The 15,507-nt window shown below is 70.6% G+C and carries 13 protein-coding genes and 1 pseudogene; 5 read left to right on the forward strand and 9 right to left on the reverse strand.

Annotated features, from left to right (window positions below; genetic code table 11):
- Together D0D28_RS17530 and groL are read left to right on the forward strand one after the other, a co-directional pair.
- Window positions 1-303: pseudogene (locus tag D0D28_RS17530) on the forward strand (serine/threonine protein kinase); the annotation flags it as partial.
- Window positions 304-513: 210 nt separating this feature from the next.
- A complete protein-coding gene (gene groL / locus D0D28_RS17535; RefSeq protein ID WP_094005750.1) occupies window positions 514-2,145 on the forward strand; it encodes a chaperonin GroEL in 1,632 nt (543 codons plus the stop codon).
- Between the two features lie 55 nt (window positions 2,146-2,200).
- Here groL and D0D28_RS17540 read toward each other — a convergent pair whose 3' ends face one another.
- Entirely contained in the window at window positions 2,201-2,401 is a 201-nt protein-coding gene (locus tag D0D28_RS17540; protein ID WP_094005751.1) for a PspC domain-containing protein, read from the reverse strand.
- Window positions 2,402-2,505: 104 nt separating this feature from the next.
- Between D0D28_RS17540 and D0D28_RS17545 the strand changes: the two genes are divergently transcribed.
- On the forward strand, window positions 2,506-4,860 hold the full coding sequence (locus D0D28_RS17545; RefSeq protein WP_116111309.1) for a xanthine dehydrogenase family protein molybdopterin-binding subunit: 2,355 nt from the start codon (window positions 2,506-2,508) through the stop codon (window positions 4,858-4,860).
- Here D0D28_RS17545 and D0D28_RS17550 read toward each other — a convergent pair.
- Together D0D28_RS17550 and D0D28_RS17555 are read right to left on the reverse strand one after the other, a co-directional pair.
- Window positions 4,822-5,295 carry a nuclear transport factor 2 family protein gene (locus tag D0D28_RS17550; RefSeq protein WP_116111310.1) on the reverse strand — a complete coding sequence of 158 codons (474 nt, stop codon included), beginning with the start codon at window positions 5,293-5,295 and terminating at the stop codon, window positions 4,822-4,824. The two genes, D0D28_RS17545 and D0D28_RS17550, sit on opposite strands and share 39 nt — an antisense overlap.
- Before the next feature lie 120 nt (window positions 5,296-5,415).
- Window positions 5,416-6,372 carry an o-succinylbenzoate synthase gene (locus D0D28_RS17555; RefSeq protein WP_162831106.1) on the reverse strand — a complete coding sequence of 319 codons (957 nt, stop codon included), beginning with the start codon at window positions 6,370-6,372 and terminating at the stop codon, window positions 5,416-5,418.
- Window positions 6,373-6,805: 433 nt separating this feature from the next.
- On the opposite strand from D0D28_RS17555, the gene D0D28_RS17560 reads away from it, so the two are divergent.
- Entirely contained in the window at window positions 6,806-7,771 is a 966-nt protein-coding gene (locus D0D28_RS17560) for a zinc-dependent alcohol dehydrogenase (RefSeq protein WP_116111311.1), read from the forward strand.
- 248 nt (window positions 7,772-8,019) lie between these two features.
- On the opposite strand, the gene D0D28_RS17565 is transcribed toward D0D28_RS17560, so the two are convergent.
- On the reverse strand, window positions 8,020-8,841 hold the full coding sequence (locus tag D0D28_RS17565; RefSeq protein WP_116111312.1) for an IclR family transcriptional regulator domain-containing protein: 822 nt from the start codon (window positions 8,839-8,841) through the stop codon (window positions 8,020-8,022).
- 64 nt (window positions 8,842-8,905) lie between these two features.
- Here D0D28_RS17565 and D0D28_RS17570 point away from each other — a divergent pair, with 64 nt between their 5' ends.
- On the forward strand, window positions 8,906-9,478 hold the full coding sequence (locus D0D28_RS17570; protein ID WP_198958240.1) for a type 1 glutamine amidotransferase domain-containing protein: 573 nt from the start codon (window positions 8,906-8,908) through the stop codon (window positions 9,476-9,478).
- 28 nt (window positions 9,479-9,506) lie between these two features.
- On the opposite strand, the gene D0D28_RS17575 is transcribed toward D0D28_RS17570, so the two are convergent.
- From D0D28_RS17575 to D0D28_RS17595, 5 genes are all read right to left on the reverse strand, one after another.
- Window positions 9,507-10,346, reverse strand: coding sequence for a DUF72 domain-containing protein (locus D0D28_RS17575; protein ID WP_094005757.1), 840 nt, complete (start codon window positions 10,344-10,346; stop codon window positions 9,507-9,509).
- Between the two features lie 37 nt (window positions 10,347-10,383).
- Entirely contained in the window at window positions 10,384-11,160 is a 777-nt protein-coding gene (locus D0D28_RS17580; protein ID WP_116111313.1) for a DUF4253 domain-containing protein, read from the reverse strand.
- Between the two features lie 137 nt (window positions 11,161-11,297).
- On the reverse strand, window positions 11,298-11,747 hold the full coding sequence (locus tag D0D28_RS17585; protein ID WP_116111350.1) for a hypothetical protein: 450 nt from the start codon (window positions 11,745-11,747) through the stop codon (window positions 11,298-11,300).
- 572 nt (window positions 11,748-12,319) lie between these two features.
- Complete coding sequence (locus D0D28_RS17590) at window positions 12,320-13,957, reverse strand: DNA repair helicase XPB (RefSeq protein ID WP_116111314.1); 1,638 nt, start codon at window positions 13,955-13,957, stop codon at window positions 12,320-12,322.
- An 8-nt stretch (window positions 13,958-13,965) separates the two neighbouring features.
- A complete protein-coding gene (locus tag D0D28_RS17595) occupies window positions 13,966-15,438 on the reverse strand; it encodes an FAD-dependent monooxygenase (protein WP_116111315.1) in 1,473 nt (490 codons plus the stop codon).
- Between the last annotated feature and the right edge of the window lie 69 nt (window positions 15,439-15,507).

The raw sequence follows: 15,507 nt of genomic DNA on the forward strand, positions 1-15,507 counted from the left end.
CCCCCGCAGGGCCAGCCCTGGCACCAGCCCCCCGGCTGGCCACCCCAGCAACAGCCCTACGGCTACGCCCAGCAACCCGCGAAGAAGGGCCGCGGCCTGAAGTGGCTGTGGGCGAGCCTGGCCGGGCTCGTCGTGGTGGCGGCGGTCGTCGTGACGCTCGTTCTGGTGAATCGCGACGGCGGCTCCGCGCCCGCCCCGACCACCGCGCCCAACATCCCCGTCGGCCCCACCGGCGGCGCGACCGGCCAGTCCACCGCCAACAACCCGCCGCCCGCGACGATCTCCATCAAACCGAGCCCCTGACGTGCGGTTCTTGCACTCGCCCCCGGAGAGTGCTAAACAGACGTTGGCACTCGGCAGCGTCGAGTGCCAACCATGGTCGGGACGGTGAGGCCGGCTCGGAACACCGAGCAGGTCGTCCGTCGCGGGCACCGAGCCTGGCCGAGCTAAGTGTCCTGCTGCCAGTCCGAAAGCAGGTCATGGCAGCGACCACTACCGGAGGACAACACCCCAATGGCCAAACTGATCGCGTTCGACGAGGACGCCCGCCGCGGGCTTGAGCGGGGTCTGAACACCCTCGCCGACGCCGTCAAGGTGACGCTTGGCCCCCGTGGCCGCAACGTCGTGCTCGAAAAGAAGTGGGGCGCGCCGACGATCACCAACGACGGTGTCTCCATCGCGAAGGAGATCGAGCTCGAGGACCCGTGGGAGAAGATCGGGGCCGAGCTCGTCAAGGAAGTCGCCAAGAAGACCGACGACGTAGCCGGTGACGGCACCACCACCGCCACCGTGCTGGCCCAGGCGCTCGTGCGCGAAGGTCTGCGCAACGTGGCCGCCGGTGCCGACCCGATCGCCCTCAAGCGTGGCATCGAGCAGGCGGTCGAGGCCGTCGTCGAGCAGCTGCACAAGGCCGCGAAGGAGGTCGAGACCAAGGAGCAGATCGCTGCCACCGCCTCGATCTCGGCCGCGGACCGCACCATCGGTGAGCTGATCGCCGAGGCGCTGGACAAGGTCGGCAAGGAAGGCGTCGTCACCGTCGAGGAGTCGAACACCTTCGGGCTCGAGCTCGAGCTCACCGAGGGTATGCGCTTCGACAAGGGCTACATCTCGGGTTACTTCGTCACCGACGCCGAGCGTCAGGAAGCCGTTCTGGAGGACCCGTACATCCTCCTGTTCGGCTCGAAGATCTCGAACGTCAAGGACCTGCTGCCGGTCCTGGAGAAGGTCATGCAGTCGGGCAAGCCGCTGCTGATCATCGCCGAGGACGTCGAGGGCGAGGCCCTGGCGACCCTGGTCGTCAACAAGATCCGCGGCACCTTCAAGTCCGTCGCCGTCAAGGCTCCGGGCTTCGGTGACCGCCGCAAGGCCATCCTGCAGGACATCGCGATCCTGACCGGTGGCCAGGTCATCTCCGAGGACGTGGGCCTCAAGCTGGAGAACGCGGACCTGAACCTGCTGGGCAAGGCCCGCAAGGCCGTCATCACCAAGGACGAGACGACCATCGTCGAGGGTGCCGGCGACGCGGACCAGATCCAGGGCCGCGTGAACCAGATCCGCGCCGAGATCGAGAAGTCGGACTCCGACTACGACCGCGAGAAGCTGCAGGAGCGGCTGGCCAAGCTGGCCGGCGGCGTGGCCGTCATCAAGGCCGGTGCCGCCACCGAGGTCGAGCTCAAGGAGCGCAAGCACCGCATCGAGGACGCCGTTCGCAACGCGAAGGCCGCCGTCGAGGAGGGCATCGTCGCCGGTGGTGGCGTGGCCCTGCTCCAGGCGTCCAAGGCTGCCTTCGAGGGCCTGCGCCTCTCGGGCGACGAGGCGACCGGTGCGAACATCGTCAAGGTCGCCGTCGAGGCTCCGCTCAAGCAGATCGCGGTCAACAGCGGTCTCGAGGGCGGCGTCGTGGCGGAGAAGGTCAAGGGTCTGCCGGAGGGCCACGGCCTGAACGCGGCGACCGGCGACTACGAGGACCTGGTCAAGGCCGGCGTCATCGACCCCGCCAAGGTCACCCGTTCGGCGCTGCAGAACGCGGCTTCGATCGCGGGTCTGTTCCTGACCACCGAGGCCGTCGTGGCCGACAAGCCGGAGAAGGCTGGCGCCGCTCCGGCGGGCGACCCGACCGGTGGCATGGGCGGCATGGACTTCTGATCCACTAGTCCGGCGAAAGCCCGGGTGCGCACCGCGCATCCGGGCTTTTTGCCGTCTATTCCTGCGGCATGAGCATCCAGCAGATGGCGTAGAGCAGGATCGGCGCGCCGAACCCGAGCAGGGTCGCGGCGACGAGGACGATGCGGATGACCGCCGCGTCGACGCCGAGCAGCGCGGCCCAGCCACCGGCCACGCCGGCGATCATCTTGTCGGTGGAGCTGCGGCGGAGCTTCTTGGTGGTCACTGTGTTCGTCATGTGTCCATCGTCGGCCGCGGCGCGCGGCCGCACATCGGGGACGAACCCGGAGCGCACCCGGAAAACCTGGGCCGGGGTGCCCGGGGGCGGATAAGGTCGATCACATGGCGGGATCGTTGCTCGGTACCGAGGTCCGGCGGGTCGAAGACCCGGATCTGGTGCGTGGTCGTGGAACCTTCGTCGACAACCTGAAGTTCGACGGCGTCTGTCATGTCGCGTTCGTCCGGTCGCCGTTCGCGCACGCGCTGATCAACGGCATCGACACCGCCGCGGCGGCCGCGGCCCCGGGGGTGATCGCGGTGCTCACCGCCGCGGACCTGGACCTGGCCGAGCTGCCGGTGTTCCTGGACCTGAACCCGCGGGCGAAGCGGTACGCGCTGGCGTCCGACCGGGTGCGCTTCGCCGGGGAACCGGTGGCCGCGGTGGTCGCGGAAAGCGCGACGGCCGCGGCGGACGCGCTCGAACTGGTCGACGTGGACTACGAGCCGCTGCCCGCCGCGGTGGATCCCGAGCGGGCGCTGGACGACGGCGCACCGCTGCAGTTCCCCGAGCTCGGCTCGAACATCGCGGCCGGCGAACGCGACGCCCCGGGCGAGGAGGTCCTCGACGGCGCGGACGTCGTGGTGCGGGCGCGCATCGAGAACCAGCGCCTGGCGGTGGCGCCGATGGAGGGCAACGCGATCGTCGCGCTGCCCGCCGACGACGAATTCGACCTGACGGTCTACGTGTCGACGCAGATGCCGCACGGCTTCCGGGCCGCGGCCGCCAAGCTGTTCGGCTACGACGCCGACCGGATCCGCGTGGTGGCGCCGCACGTCGGTGGCGCGTTCGGCGGCAAGGTCGGGGTCACGGCCGAGCACGCGGTGGTGATCGAGGCCGCGCGGCGGTTCGGGCGTCCGGCGAAGTGGACGGAGACCCGGTCGGAGAACCTGCAGGCCGCGCCGCAGGGCCGGGCGCAGGTGCAGTACGGCGAGCTGGGGCTGCGCCGCGACGGGACGATCGTCGGCCTGCGGTGCCGGGTCGTCGGGGACGCGGGGGCGTACGCCGGGTTCGGCGGTGGGCTCGCGCTCGGTCCGACGCGGACGATGGCGCAGGGCGTGTACCGGATCCCGGAGATCAGCTACGCGGCGATCGCGGCGCTGACCAACACCGCGCCGGTGGGCGCGTTCCGCGGTGCCGGCCGTCCGGAGGCGACCGCGATGCTGGAGCGGCTGATGGACCTGGCCGCCGCCGAGCTGGGCGTGGACCCGGCGGAGATCCGGCGGCGCAACTTCCTGCGCCCGGACGAGTTCCCGTACACGACGTTCAGCGGCGCGAGCTACGACAGCGGCGACTACGACCTGCCGTTGCGCACGGCGCTGCAGGTCGCTGGTTACGACGAGCTGCGGGCCGAGCAGAAGCGGCGCATCGCGGCGGGCGAGTCGCGGCTGCTGGGGATCGGCGTGAGCGCGTACGTCGAGATCACCGGTGGCGGCAGCGGGGAGTTCGCGTCGGTGGAGATCCGGGCGGACGGGACGGCGGGGATCAAGGTCGGCACGTCCGGGCACGGCCAGGGCCACGCGACGTCGTTCTCGATGCTGGTGGCCGACGCGCTGGGGATTCCGCTGGAGTCGGTCGAGTTCGTGCAGTCGGACACGGCCGCGGTGCCCCGTGGCGGTGGGACCGGTGGTTCGCGGTCGCTGCAGGTCGGTGGCAGCGCGGTGCGGCAGGCGGCGGATCTGGTGCTGTCGCGGGCTCGGGAGCTGGCCGCGTCGCGGCTGGAGGCGGGCGTGGATGACATCGTGCTGACCGACGGCGGGCTCGGCGTGGCGGGCGTTCCCCAGGCGACGATCGGGTGGGCGGAGCTGGCCGAGGTGGCTTCGGCGGACGGGCGCCCGCTGCTGGAGACGACGGACTTCAAACCGGACGGGGCGACGTTCCCCTTCGGGGCACACGTGTCGGTGGTCGAGGTGGACGTCGAAACCGGCTTCGTGAAACCGTTGCGGCACATCGCGGTGGACGACTGCGGGCGCGTGCTGAACCCGATGATCGTGCGTGGGCAGCAGCACGGCGGTGCGGTGCAGGGGATCGCGCAGGCGCTGTGGGAGCAGGTGTCCTACGACGAGGACGGCAACCCGGTGACCGCCACGTTCGCCGACTACCACCTGCCGTCGGCGGCCGACGTGCCGGCGCTGGAGGTCAGCAACACGGAGACGCTGACCGACCGGAACCCGTTGGGCGCCAAGGGAATCGGCGAGTCGGCCACGGTCGGTTCGACCCCCGCGGTGCAGAACGCGGTGATCGACGCGCTGGCCCACCTGGGCGTCCGGCATATCGACATGCCGTTGACGCCGCAGCGCGTGTGGCGCGCGGCGCGGGCCGGCGGTGCGGATCCCTGGCGTGAGCCACCTGCGGCATTCGACGCCTTGCCGGTACGAGCTTCATCGGCGTCGGCGGACGCCGATGAAGCGGTGGCCTAGTCCTGCGCCGGATCGTACGAAGGATCGTCCTGGTTCGGCTGACCCAGCAGCGGTTTCTCGACCTGCCAGGCATTCCACGATTTCGTGGTGGGCGCTTCCATCCTGGAATAGTCGAACACCAGCCGGCGATGCGCTATCGCCCAGTGGATCCCGTGGCACCAGTGGGTTGTACAAGTAGGACTCCACGTGCGCGACATCCCCGGTGCGCTCGATCAAGGAGTTGGTGAGGATGTGCCGCATGATTCCGAAGTCCGAGTTCGGGTTGCGGAATTGGTGAGCCAGCTCGATGAAGCCTTCCAGGCCACCGTTGTAGATGTCGTGGATGTCAACGGCGTCGGGGTGATAACAGCTCCGGAGTTCGACGTCGTATCGATCGATTCCCCGGCTGAGTTCTTCGACGATCTCCGCGTGCGTCAGTTCGCTCGATTCCGTCATCGTGCTCGTCCCCAGGTGAACTGGAATCAGAGCGTACCGCGTGGCGTGATCCAATGGATACCGCGGATTTCGTCAAGATCGGGAATCCGGTGCCTTCTTGCCAAACTGGCCTCGCGGGTATTAGGCCTTCGCTTCGCCGCAGCCCTCGACTCGCCGGAGCCGGTCGAGCCAGGCCTGCGTGGTGGCCTCGTCGGCGGCGGTTTCGTGCGCGAGGTCGGGTTCGGGGGCTTGCCGCAGGACGGGCAGGTAACCGTCCACAGGGGTCAGTGAGTGGCTGGCTGTGTCCTTGGTGAGCAGGGACATCGTGCCCAGCCCGCACGCGAAGTCCAGCTCCGGCAGCGCCACGGCGTCCGCGAGCCCCGCCGCGAGCCCGACGCTGGTCTCCACCGCGGATGAGACGACGCACGGCAACCCGGCGGCCTCCGCGACCTCCAGCGCCCGCCGCACGCCGCCGAGGGGCGCCACCTTGATCACGGCGATGTCGGCGGCGTTCGCAACGGCCACCCGGAGCGGATCCTCGGCCCGCCGGATCGACTCGTCCGCCGCGATGCGCACATCGGTCTTGCGGCGCACGGCCGCCAGCTCGTCGATCGAGGGGCACGGCTGCTCGACGTATTCGAGCCCGCCCGCGGCGCGATCCAGCTCGCGGATGGCTTTCGTCGCGGTGTCGACATCCCAGGCCGCGTTGGCGTCCACGCGGATCGCCCCCCGCGGCCCGAGTGCGTCCCGCACCGCCGCGACCCGTTCGCAGTCTTCCACAATGGACGTCCGCGGATCGGCGACCTTCACCTTCGCGGTCCGGCACCCCGACCTGGCGACCATGTCGTGAGCCGCATCGGCCCCCACGACGGGTACGGTGGTGTTCACCTCGACCCGAGCACGCACGGGCGCCGGCCACCCCCGATGACTCGCCTCGACGGCAGCCGCGAGCCAAGGCGCACTCTCACGATCGTCGTAATCGGCGAACGGGCAGAACTCACCCCACCCCGCGGGGCCGCGCAGCAGAACCCCTTCACGCACGGTGACCCCGCGAAACCGATTCCGCAGGGGGATCGCGTAGACCAGGGGCTCATCCACGCAGCCATCCTCGCACGACCGGCCACGCCACCCAGGCCGGGCGGTCACGCCTGGGTTCTTACGCTGGTGACTTTCGTCTTGATGGCTGCGCGCTCGGTCTCGCAGGGCCGGCGACTCCACTCAGCCCGGGTGGCCACGCTTGGGTGCTCACCCCGGGTGGCCGTGTCATTGGGGCCACATGTGCGTGCTGCGCTACCCCATCCACTTCGGGCGGCTGCTCAAGGGTTCTCGCCTCGGTGACAGTCGTCTTGGTAGCTGCGCCCTCGGTGCGCCCACCGCTGCCGGTCGCGGTCCCATCTGCTGGCTTCCCCCCGGCGGCACTCCTCGGCCCGCTGTCGCGCGACCCCTCCCGGCCGCCCAGCACCTCACCGCTAATGGACTAAACGGTTAATTAGCGGTTAGCATGCGAGGTGCGGACATGTGGAGGTAGCGAATGAAGGCCGTAGTGCTGGCCGAGCCCGAGGTGATGCGGCTCGTCGACCTGCCGGAACCCGAGATCGGGCCGCGCGAGGTGCTCGTGCGTATGCGGGGGCTCGGGCTGTGCGGGTCGGACCTCGGCGTCTACCGCGGTGCGCGGGAGGTGCCCGAGCGGCCCTGGCTGATGGGTCACGAAGGCGTCGGCGAGATCGTGGCCGTCGGGGCGGACGTCGCGGACCGCGCGGTCGGCCAGCAGGTCGCGATCGAGCCCAACTACTGCTGCGGCCGGTGCGCGGCGTGCACCAGCGGGTTCACCTCCGCCTGCACCGAGCGGGTCATCGTGGGCATGAACCACCCGGGTCTGCTGGCCGAGTACGTCGCGGTCCCGGCCGAGTTCGCCTGGCCGGCGGCGGAGACGGTCGGCCTGGAGGACCTCGTCTGCACCGAGGCGCTGACCGTCGCGCGGTCGGCGATCCGGCGTTCCGGCGTCGAGCCCGGTCAGCGGGTGCTCGTGGTCGGGGCGGGCTCGCAGGGCTTGCTGCTGTGCCTCGCGCTGCGGGCGCTCGGCACGACGGTCGCGGTCCAGGAACCGCACGAGGGACGCGCCGAGCTGGCCCACTCGTTCGGCGCCGAAACCACCGTCGACGGCGAGTTCGACCTCGTCTTCGAGACGTCCGGCGTCCCGCAGGCCCTGCGCGCCGGACTGGAGCACCTCCGCCGCGGCGGCACTGCCCTGCTCGTGGGCATCAACTCGCGCCCGCTTGAGCTGACCACCGCTGACCTGGTCTACCGCCAGCACACCCTCAAGGGCTCGCTCATCTACGACCACCCGGTCGACTTCGAGACGACGGTGAACCTGCTCAACCGCGACGAGGTCCGGCCGGGCAAGGTGCTGCAGGCACGGTTCCCGCTGGAAGAGGCCGCGCAGGCGTTCGCATCGGTCCAGTCGGTGGCCGGCAAGTCCTGGATCAGCTTCGACTGAGTCCGGCCCGGGACGGCCGTTCGGCTCCAGCCACCATCCGGCCCGGGACGGCCGGTCAGCTGCGACCGATGCCCGGCTCCGGCCCGTTCCAGCACGGCTGCCGGCCAGCTTCCGCCATCGGCGAGTTGCGGCGGCCGATCCGCTTCGGGCCGGCGTCCAGCTCCGGTCGGCCGGACAGCCTCGGCCGATGTCCGGCCACGGCCAGCGACTGGGCTTCAGCGGCTGCACAGCCTCCGCCCGGCGACCGCTCACTCCTCGGGCAGGTTCGCCAGCTCCGCCTCGATCGACCACGCCGCGCGCAGCAACTCGGGCACGTAGTCCCGCTCGACCAGCCCGTGCCCGAGCCGGTCCGGGTGCACCGACGCGTTCACCGCGGCGATCACCCGCCCACGCCGGTGCCGCACCGGAGCCGCGATCGCCCGCAGGTCGCCCTCGAGGTCGTGTTCCGCCATCGCCCACCCGCGCTCCCGGACCTGCTCGATCTCCTTCGGCAGTCCGGCGACGTCCTCGAGCGCGCCGAGCCGTCGCGTGAGCTCGTCCTTCGGCAACGCGGCGAGCAGGACCTGCCCGCTCGACGTGGTGTGCGCGGGCCGGCGAGCACCGACGGTGAGGGTCGGCGGAGCGTGCCGGTGCCCGGGCACCACGGCCAGGTACACCACGTCACCCCGATCGAGCACGGTCAACGACGCCGTCTCGTTCAGCTTGTGCGCCAGGTCGTGCAGGTGCGGGTGCGCGATCTCGGGCAGCGCGAGCCCGGACAGGTACGCGTAACCCAGGTCCAGGGTCCGCGGCGTGAGCCGGAACACCTGCCCGTCGTAGCGCACGTACCCCAGGTCCGCGAGCGTGAGCAGCAACCGTCGCGCGGTGGCCCGGTCCAGGCCCGTCAGTTTCGCCGCCGCGCCCGCCGACAGCGCCGGGCGGTCCGCGCCGAAGCACCGCAGGATCGCGAACGCCCGGCCGACGGCCTGCACGAAATGAGGGCCGTGGCCAGGGCTTTCGCCGGGCGTCGTGCTCGTCATCGAACCCTCCGGCTGCCACCCGATCGGCTCGTTCTCATCGTACGTCCGCATGTTTCGCGCCCGCCGGGACACGGGTAGTTCAGCGCTGAATCCCCTGAACGGAAGGAGTGCAATCGTGGCGAACACACTCTCCGGTAAGCGAGTGGCCTTCGTCGTCGCGCCCGAGGGCACCGAGCAGGTCGAACTGACCGAGCCGTGGAAGGCGGTCCAGGACGCGGGCGGCCAGCCGGAGCTGGTGTCCACTTCGCCGGGCCGCATCCAGGCGTTCAACCACCTCGACAAGGCCGACACGTTCCCGGTCGACAAGGTCGTCACCGACGTCTCCCCGGACGACTTCGACGCGCTGGTCCTGCCGGGCGGCGTGGCGAACCCGGACTTCCTCCGCACCGTCCCCGACGCCGTCCGCTTCGTCCGCGGGTTCTTCTCGCAGCAGAAGCCCGTCGCGGCGATCTGCCACGCGCCGTGGACCTTGATCGAGGCCGACGTGGTGCGCGGCCGCCGGATGACCTCCTGGCCGAGCCTGCAGACCGACCTGCGCAACGCCGGCGCCGAGTGGGTGGACGAGGAGGTCGTGACCGACTCCGGTTTCGTCACCAGCCGCAAGCCGGACGACCTGCCCGCCTTCTGCCGCAAGCTCGTCGAGGAGTTCGCGGAGGGCAAGCACCGCGCCCAGGCGAAGAGCGCCTGACCCGTCTTCAGGACGCCCGGTCGACTTGTCAGGACGGCAGGTCGATCGGGCGGCTCGTGACCCCCAGCCGGGTCGCGAGCGAGATGGCGTCGCCGGGCGCCTTCACCTTGATGTCGTTGTCGAAGTAGACGTACACGTCACGCGTTTTCTTGCCGCCGGCGCGCCGCCAGCGGCGGATCTTGCCGGCCCAGCGCTCCAGGGCCTCGTCGGTGTAGCCACTCGCGTAGAGTTCCTCGTCGCCGTGCAGGCGGACGTAGACGAAGTCCGCGGTCACCTCCTCGAAACTCGGCCAGGTACCGGCCGAATCGGCCGCCACCAAGGCGATGTTGTTGTCCCGCAACAGCTTCTGGCACTCGTCCGAGTGAAAACTCGGGTGCCTGGGTTCGAGCGCGTAGCGCAGTCGCCGGTTCGGGCCGGCTTCGGTGTGGGCCTCTCCCTTCAGTTTGTCGTCGTGTTTGCGGGCCAGCTCCGCGGCCGCCCGGGTGTCGCCGGGCAGGGTCGCGAAGAACTCCGCGAACCGGTCGGGTTCGAACGCGAAGTTCGCCGGCAGCTGCCAGAGGATCGGCCCGAGCTTGTGGCCCAGTGCCAGCACCCCCGAGGCGAAGAAGTTCGCCAGCGGTGTCTCCGTGTCGGTCAGGCGCTTCATGTGGGTGATGAAGCGACCGCCCTTCACGGCGAACACGAAGTCGTCAGGCGTCTGCTCCGCCCAGGCCCGGTACCGCTCCGGCCGCTGGAGCGAGTAGAACGAGCCGTTGATCTCCACGGAGTTCACCTGCCGCGAGATGTACTCCAGCTCGCGGCGCTGCGCCAGGCCCTTCGGGTAGAACGTGCCCCGCCACGGCGGGTACCGCCAGCCCGAGGTGCCCACCCGGATTTCGGCGATGGTGACCTCCTCAACCGTTCCGTCAGTCCCAGGAGAACCTCCAGTGCCGCCGGTGCACCAGGCCCGCGGCGTACTCGCGGAGGGTGCCCGGCTGTCCGGAGAAGCTGCGCAGGCTGAACGCGCGGTGCTCGGCGGCGAGGATGAGCGACCGGCCCTGGTTGCGGGGCGGCGCCGCAACCGAGAGTTCCAGTTCGTCGAAGCCGAGCACGATGAGCGTCGCCCCGAACCGGTCCTCCCAGCTGCGCAGGACCGCGGACACCGCGGCGACCTCGTCCGTCGACTTGATCATCCCGGTCCAGCCGAGCGTGGCGGGGACGTCGGCGGGCCGCTCGACCGGCACCAGCCCCAGGCGGTAGGGCGCGCGCCGGACGAGGATGGAACCGGTGTTGCCGGCCTCGGCGAGCGGATCCACCCGCAGCTGGGACTTCTTCGCGAGCCCGGGGAAGGTGGCGCCGTACGGGCGCAGGCAGCCGGTGCCGTTCGGGCAGCAGAAGGGATCCCACCAGCGGGCGAGCGTCGCCCCGGCGTGGACGTCGCCGACGCGGTGGACGGCGGGCGCGAGGCGGCGGCGGTCGGTCAGCCAGTCCTCGCCGTTCGCGGCGAAGCGCGGGTCGTGCGGGATCAGCACGGGCCACAACCCGGACCGGTCGAACCCGGCGACGCAGGCGCGGTACAGGCCGGGGTCGGCCAACGGGTCGTCGGAGACCCACATCTGCCCGATCCAGCGGCCGGGCGGCAGATCGATGCTGGTGAGGGCCTCGGCGACGAGGCTTTCCTCGGGTGTGGCGGCGGTGGTCACGAGACCTCCTCGGGATGGACTGCTTCGATGAGGTCGAACAGTAGTTCGAGGGTACGACAGTTTCGGAGCCCGAGGATCAGTTTTCGCCACTTCACCCGATCGGTCGAACGGGTGTTCGAGATTCGTGGTAGCTTCGGTCATGAGCGGGTCGTATCCCGCCGTTGAACTGGGGTTTCGCCCGCACCTGCGTGAGTACTGGACCGCACGTGCAGGGCGAGGGCCAGCAGCCAGGCCCCCGTCAACGTCAACGCGAGCGGCAGCAACACGTACAGGTGCTGCCAGGCGAGAGCCATCCCGATCGAAGCCAGGAGGCACAGGACCAATGACGGCACGACCAGACGCGGCCACCGGTATCCGGCGAGCACCGGAGCCGCCGACAACACCAGCCCGGCGAGACCGATCAGCGCCTTCGGCTCACCGCCGGAGAGCCACAGGACCAGCCAGGTCGTGCTGGGTACCGCTGCCAGCACGAAGCCGGTCCACGAGCATGCCCGCGACAGGCGGCGCGCCTCCGCCGCGCCTGAACGACGGGCACGACGCAGTGTCACCATGGCCGCAGCGAGAACCACCACGACGACGAAGACCACGCCTGCCCACACCACGCACCGGGGATTCCACGCTAGTGCGGCGACTATGCCTCGTCGGCGCGGTGATCCACCGTGCGGTTGCGGGACCGCGCATCGCGCACCCGGGTGGCGGTCACGGCGGGGCATTGCCACGGCGGCGAGAAAGGCCGGTGGGAAGCTCACGCCTGCGGAGGCTGAGGTGCGGGCGTGCTGCTTTCGTGCGTCGCCTTTGCCTTGTCCACGCGGTGGTCGAACGCGCGGTTGACGACCTCATCCCAGTGGGCGCGCCACGACGACGACCCCTACTCAAGGCACGTACCGGGAAACCCGCGCTCGTGCTGTGCCTACGCGTCGTCCGCGCGACGGCTCAGTGGGTGGCCGCCGGACTGCGTCCGGGTGTCGCACCTGAGGGCGACGAAGCGGCGACACGACCGCGGCGAGGAACGCCAGGGCGAAGGCCGTTTCTCCCCACGTCACCAAGCAGGTGTTCCACGTTCCTCCGCCGGCTTCGCCTGTCGCGCGCGGCGGGCCACCACGCGGCCGCAACGCGGCGACTCCGCACCACGCTGCCGCGCAGGCTCCGCGACGCCGCGCTACAGGTAGGCGTCCGCGTCGTGGATCGTGTACGCGTAGCCCTGTTCGGCGAGGAACCGCTGCCGGTGCGCGGCGTACTCGGTGTCCAGCGTGTCGCGCGAGACCACCGAGTAGAAGTGCGCCTGCCTGCCGTCGGCCTTCGGCCGGAGCAGCCGGCCCAGGCGCTGCGCCTCCTCCTGCCGGGAGCCGAACGTGCCCGACACCTGGATGGCGACGGTCGCCTCCGGCAGGTCGATCGAGAAGTTCGCGACCTTCGACACCACGAGCTTGTCGATCTCACCGCGACGGAAGGCGTCGAACAGCGCCTCGCGTTCCTTGTTCCGCGTGGAGCCCTGGATCACCGGCGCGTCCAGCTCCGCGCCGAGTTCCTCGAGCTGGTCCAGGTACGCGCCGATCACCAGCGTCTGGTCGCCCGGGTGTTTGTCCAGAATGGACTTGACGACCGTGATCTTCGTGCGGGCGGTGGCCGCGAGCTTGTACTTGTCCTCGGATTCGGCCGTGGCGTACAGCAGGCGCTCGTTGTCGGTGAGGGTCACCCGCACCTCGATGCACTCGGCGGGTGCGATCCAGCCCTGCGCCTCGATGTCGCGCCACGGCGCGTCGTACCGCTTGGGTCCGATGAGCGAGAAGACGTCGCCCTCGCGGCCGTCCTCGCGCACCAGCGTCGCGGTCAGGCCGAGCCGGCGCCGGGACTGCAGGTCCGCCGTCATCCGGAACACGGGCGCGGGCAGCAGGTGCACCTCGTCGTAGACGATCAGGCCCCAGTCGCGCGAGTCGAACAGCTCCAGGTGCTTGTACTCGCCCTTGGACTTGCGCGTGATCACCTGGTAGGTCGCGATGGTGACCGGCCTGATCTCCTTCTTCTCGCCGGAGTACTCACCGATCTCGTCCTCGGTCAGGGAGGTGCGCGCCACCAGTTCACGCTTCCACTGGCGCCCGGCGACGGTGTTGGTGACCAGGATGAGGGTGGTGGCCTGCGCGCGCGCCATGGCCGCCGCGCCGACGAGCGTCTTGCCCGCTCCGCAGGGCAGCACGACCACGCCGGAACCGCCTGCCCAGAACGCCTCGGCGGCCTGCCGCTGGTAGTCGCGCAGTCCCCAGCCGGTCTCGGCCAGCTGCATCGGGTGCGCCTCGCCGTCGACGTAGCCGGCCAGGTCCTCCGCGGGCCAGCCCACCTTGAGCAGGGCCTGCTTGAGCCGGCCCCGCTCGGAGGGGTGCACGAGGACGGTGTCGTCGTCGATGCGGGTGCCCAGCATCGGGCTGATCTTCTTGTTGCGCAGCACCTCTTCCAGCACGGCCCGGTCGGTCGTGGTCATGACCAGGCCGTGCGCGGGGTTGTTGGTGATCTGCAGCCGCCCGAAACGCGCCATCGTGTCGACGATGTCGATCAGCAACGGCTGCGGCACCGGGAAGCGCGAGTAGGTGGTCAGGGCGTCGACGACCTGCTCGGCGTCGTGGCCCGCCGCGCGGGCGTTCCACAACGCGAGCGGCGTCACGCGGTAGGTGTGCACGTGCTCGGGGGCCCGTTCCAGTTCGGCGAACGGGGCGATCGCGATCCGGGCGTCGTCGGCCATCGGGTGGTCGACTTCGAGCAGCACGGTCTTGTCGGATTGGACGATCAACGGGCCATCGGTCACGTACTCCTTTATACGGCGTTGCGGGCGGCCGAGCCGTGCTGGTCGTCCGCGGGGGCGCCGAACCAGCGGGTCAGCGCGGCGCCCAGAGGCCCGCCGCCGGGGGACCAGCACCGGTACCCGTCCGGCCGGATGAGCAGGGCGGACTCGGTGAGCTGGTGGTCCGGTTTGGCCTGGACGCGGTCGACGCGGTCGGACCAGCCCGGCGGCAGTGGGTGGTCGCCGGTGAGGTCGAGCAGCAGGCCGCGTCCGGAGCGCAGGAGTGCCGACAGGCGGGTGGTCCCGTCGCCGGTGAGCAGTTCGGCGTCGGGCACGCGGCCGGAGGCGTCCAAACCGGACATCATGCCGGCCAGGTAGTGGTTGGTGTCGGGGAGACGCAGGAGGTCGACGAAGATGTCGCGCAGCGCGGCGACGTCTTCGGACGGTTTCGGCGCGGCGAGCACGCGTTGCGCCGAGGTGTGGTGCAACACCCGGGCGGCCGCGGGATGCCGTTCCTCCTGATAGGTGTCCAGTAGGTCACCCGGAGCCCAGCCGTGCACGGCCGCCGCCAGCTTCCAGCCGAGGTTGACGGCGTCCTGCACGCCGAGGTTCAGGCCCTGGCCGCCGAGCGGCGGGTGGATGTGCGCCGCGTCCCCCGAGAAGAGGATCCGGCCGTGCCGGTACCGCTCCAGTTGCCGGGTCGCGTCGCTCCACCGGGACGCGGCGAGGACGTGGGCCAGCCGGGTGTCCGAGCCGTACACCGCGGTGAGCGCGTCGGCGGTCTCGCTCTCCGCCACCGGGCCCTGGTCCTGGTGCTGGTCCTGCTCTTCGAGGCTGAACGTGAGGCGGTACCGGTCACCGCCGACCGGCACGAGCATCGACCAGTAGCCGTTGGCGTGGCGGGTCAGGCCGCTGATGTGTCCGGCTCGCTCGGGCACGAGCGCGGACACCGAGGCGAGCCGGATTTCGGCCAGCACGGCTTGGAAGGTGCCCGGCCGGCCGGGAAAGGGCAGGCCGAGCAGCTTGCGCACGGTGCTGTGTGCGCCGTCGCAGGCGACCAGGTACCGGGCGCGGAGGGTGTCGTCGGCCGCGGTGACGGTGACGCCATCGGCGTCCTGTGCGACGCCGGTGACCGGACGTCCGCGGCGTAGTTCCGCGCCGCGGGCGAGGGCCGCTAGTTCGAGGACCTCTTCCACGAGGTCCTGACGGATCGAGAGGGGGTAGGGGTGCCGGGTCGGCCAGGACGAGTAGTCGAGCGGGACCGGCAGGGTGGCGAAGTGGCCGCCGACCGGTGCGCGTTCGTGCGCCCGGTCCTGCATGGCCTCGAGCAGGCCGCGCTGTTCGAGCAGCTCCGCGGTGCGTGGCTGGATCGTCCCGCCCTTGGTCTGCTCGACGCGTTCGGTCAGCGGTTCGACGACCACGGTCCGGACTCCGGCCAGCGCGAGTTCGTGGGCGAGGGCGAGGCCGGTGGGGCCGGCTCCGGCGATGATGACATCGGTGTGCACAAGTCCTCCGAGTGCAAAAGTAGACTGAGTGCAGAGTACTACCGAGTGAAAGGAGATTGCTAGCCTGGA

It is taken from the genome of Amycolatopsis ruanii (genome assembly GCF_003385175.1).
In the GTDB taxonomy this organism is placed as follows: domain Bacteria; phylum Actinomycetota; class Actinomycetes; order Mycobacteriales; family Pseudonocardiaceae; genus Amycolatopsis_E; species Amycolatopsis_E thermalba.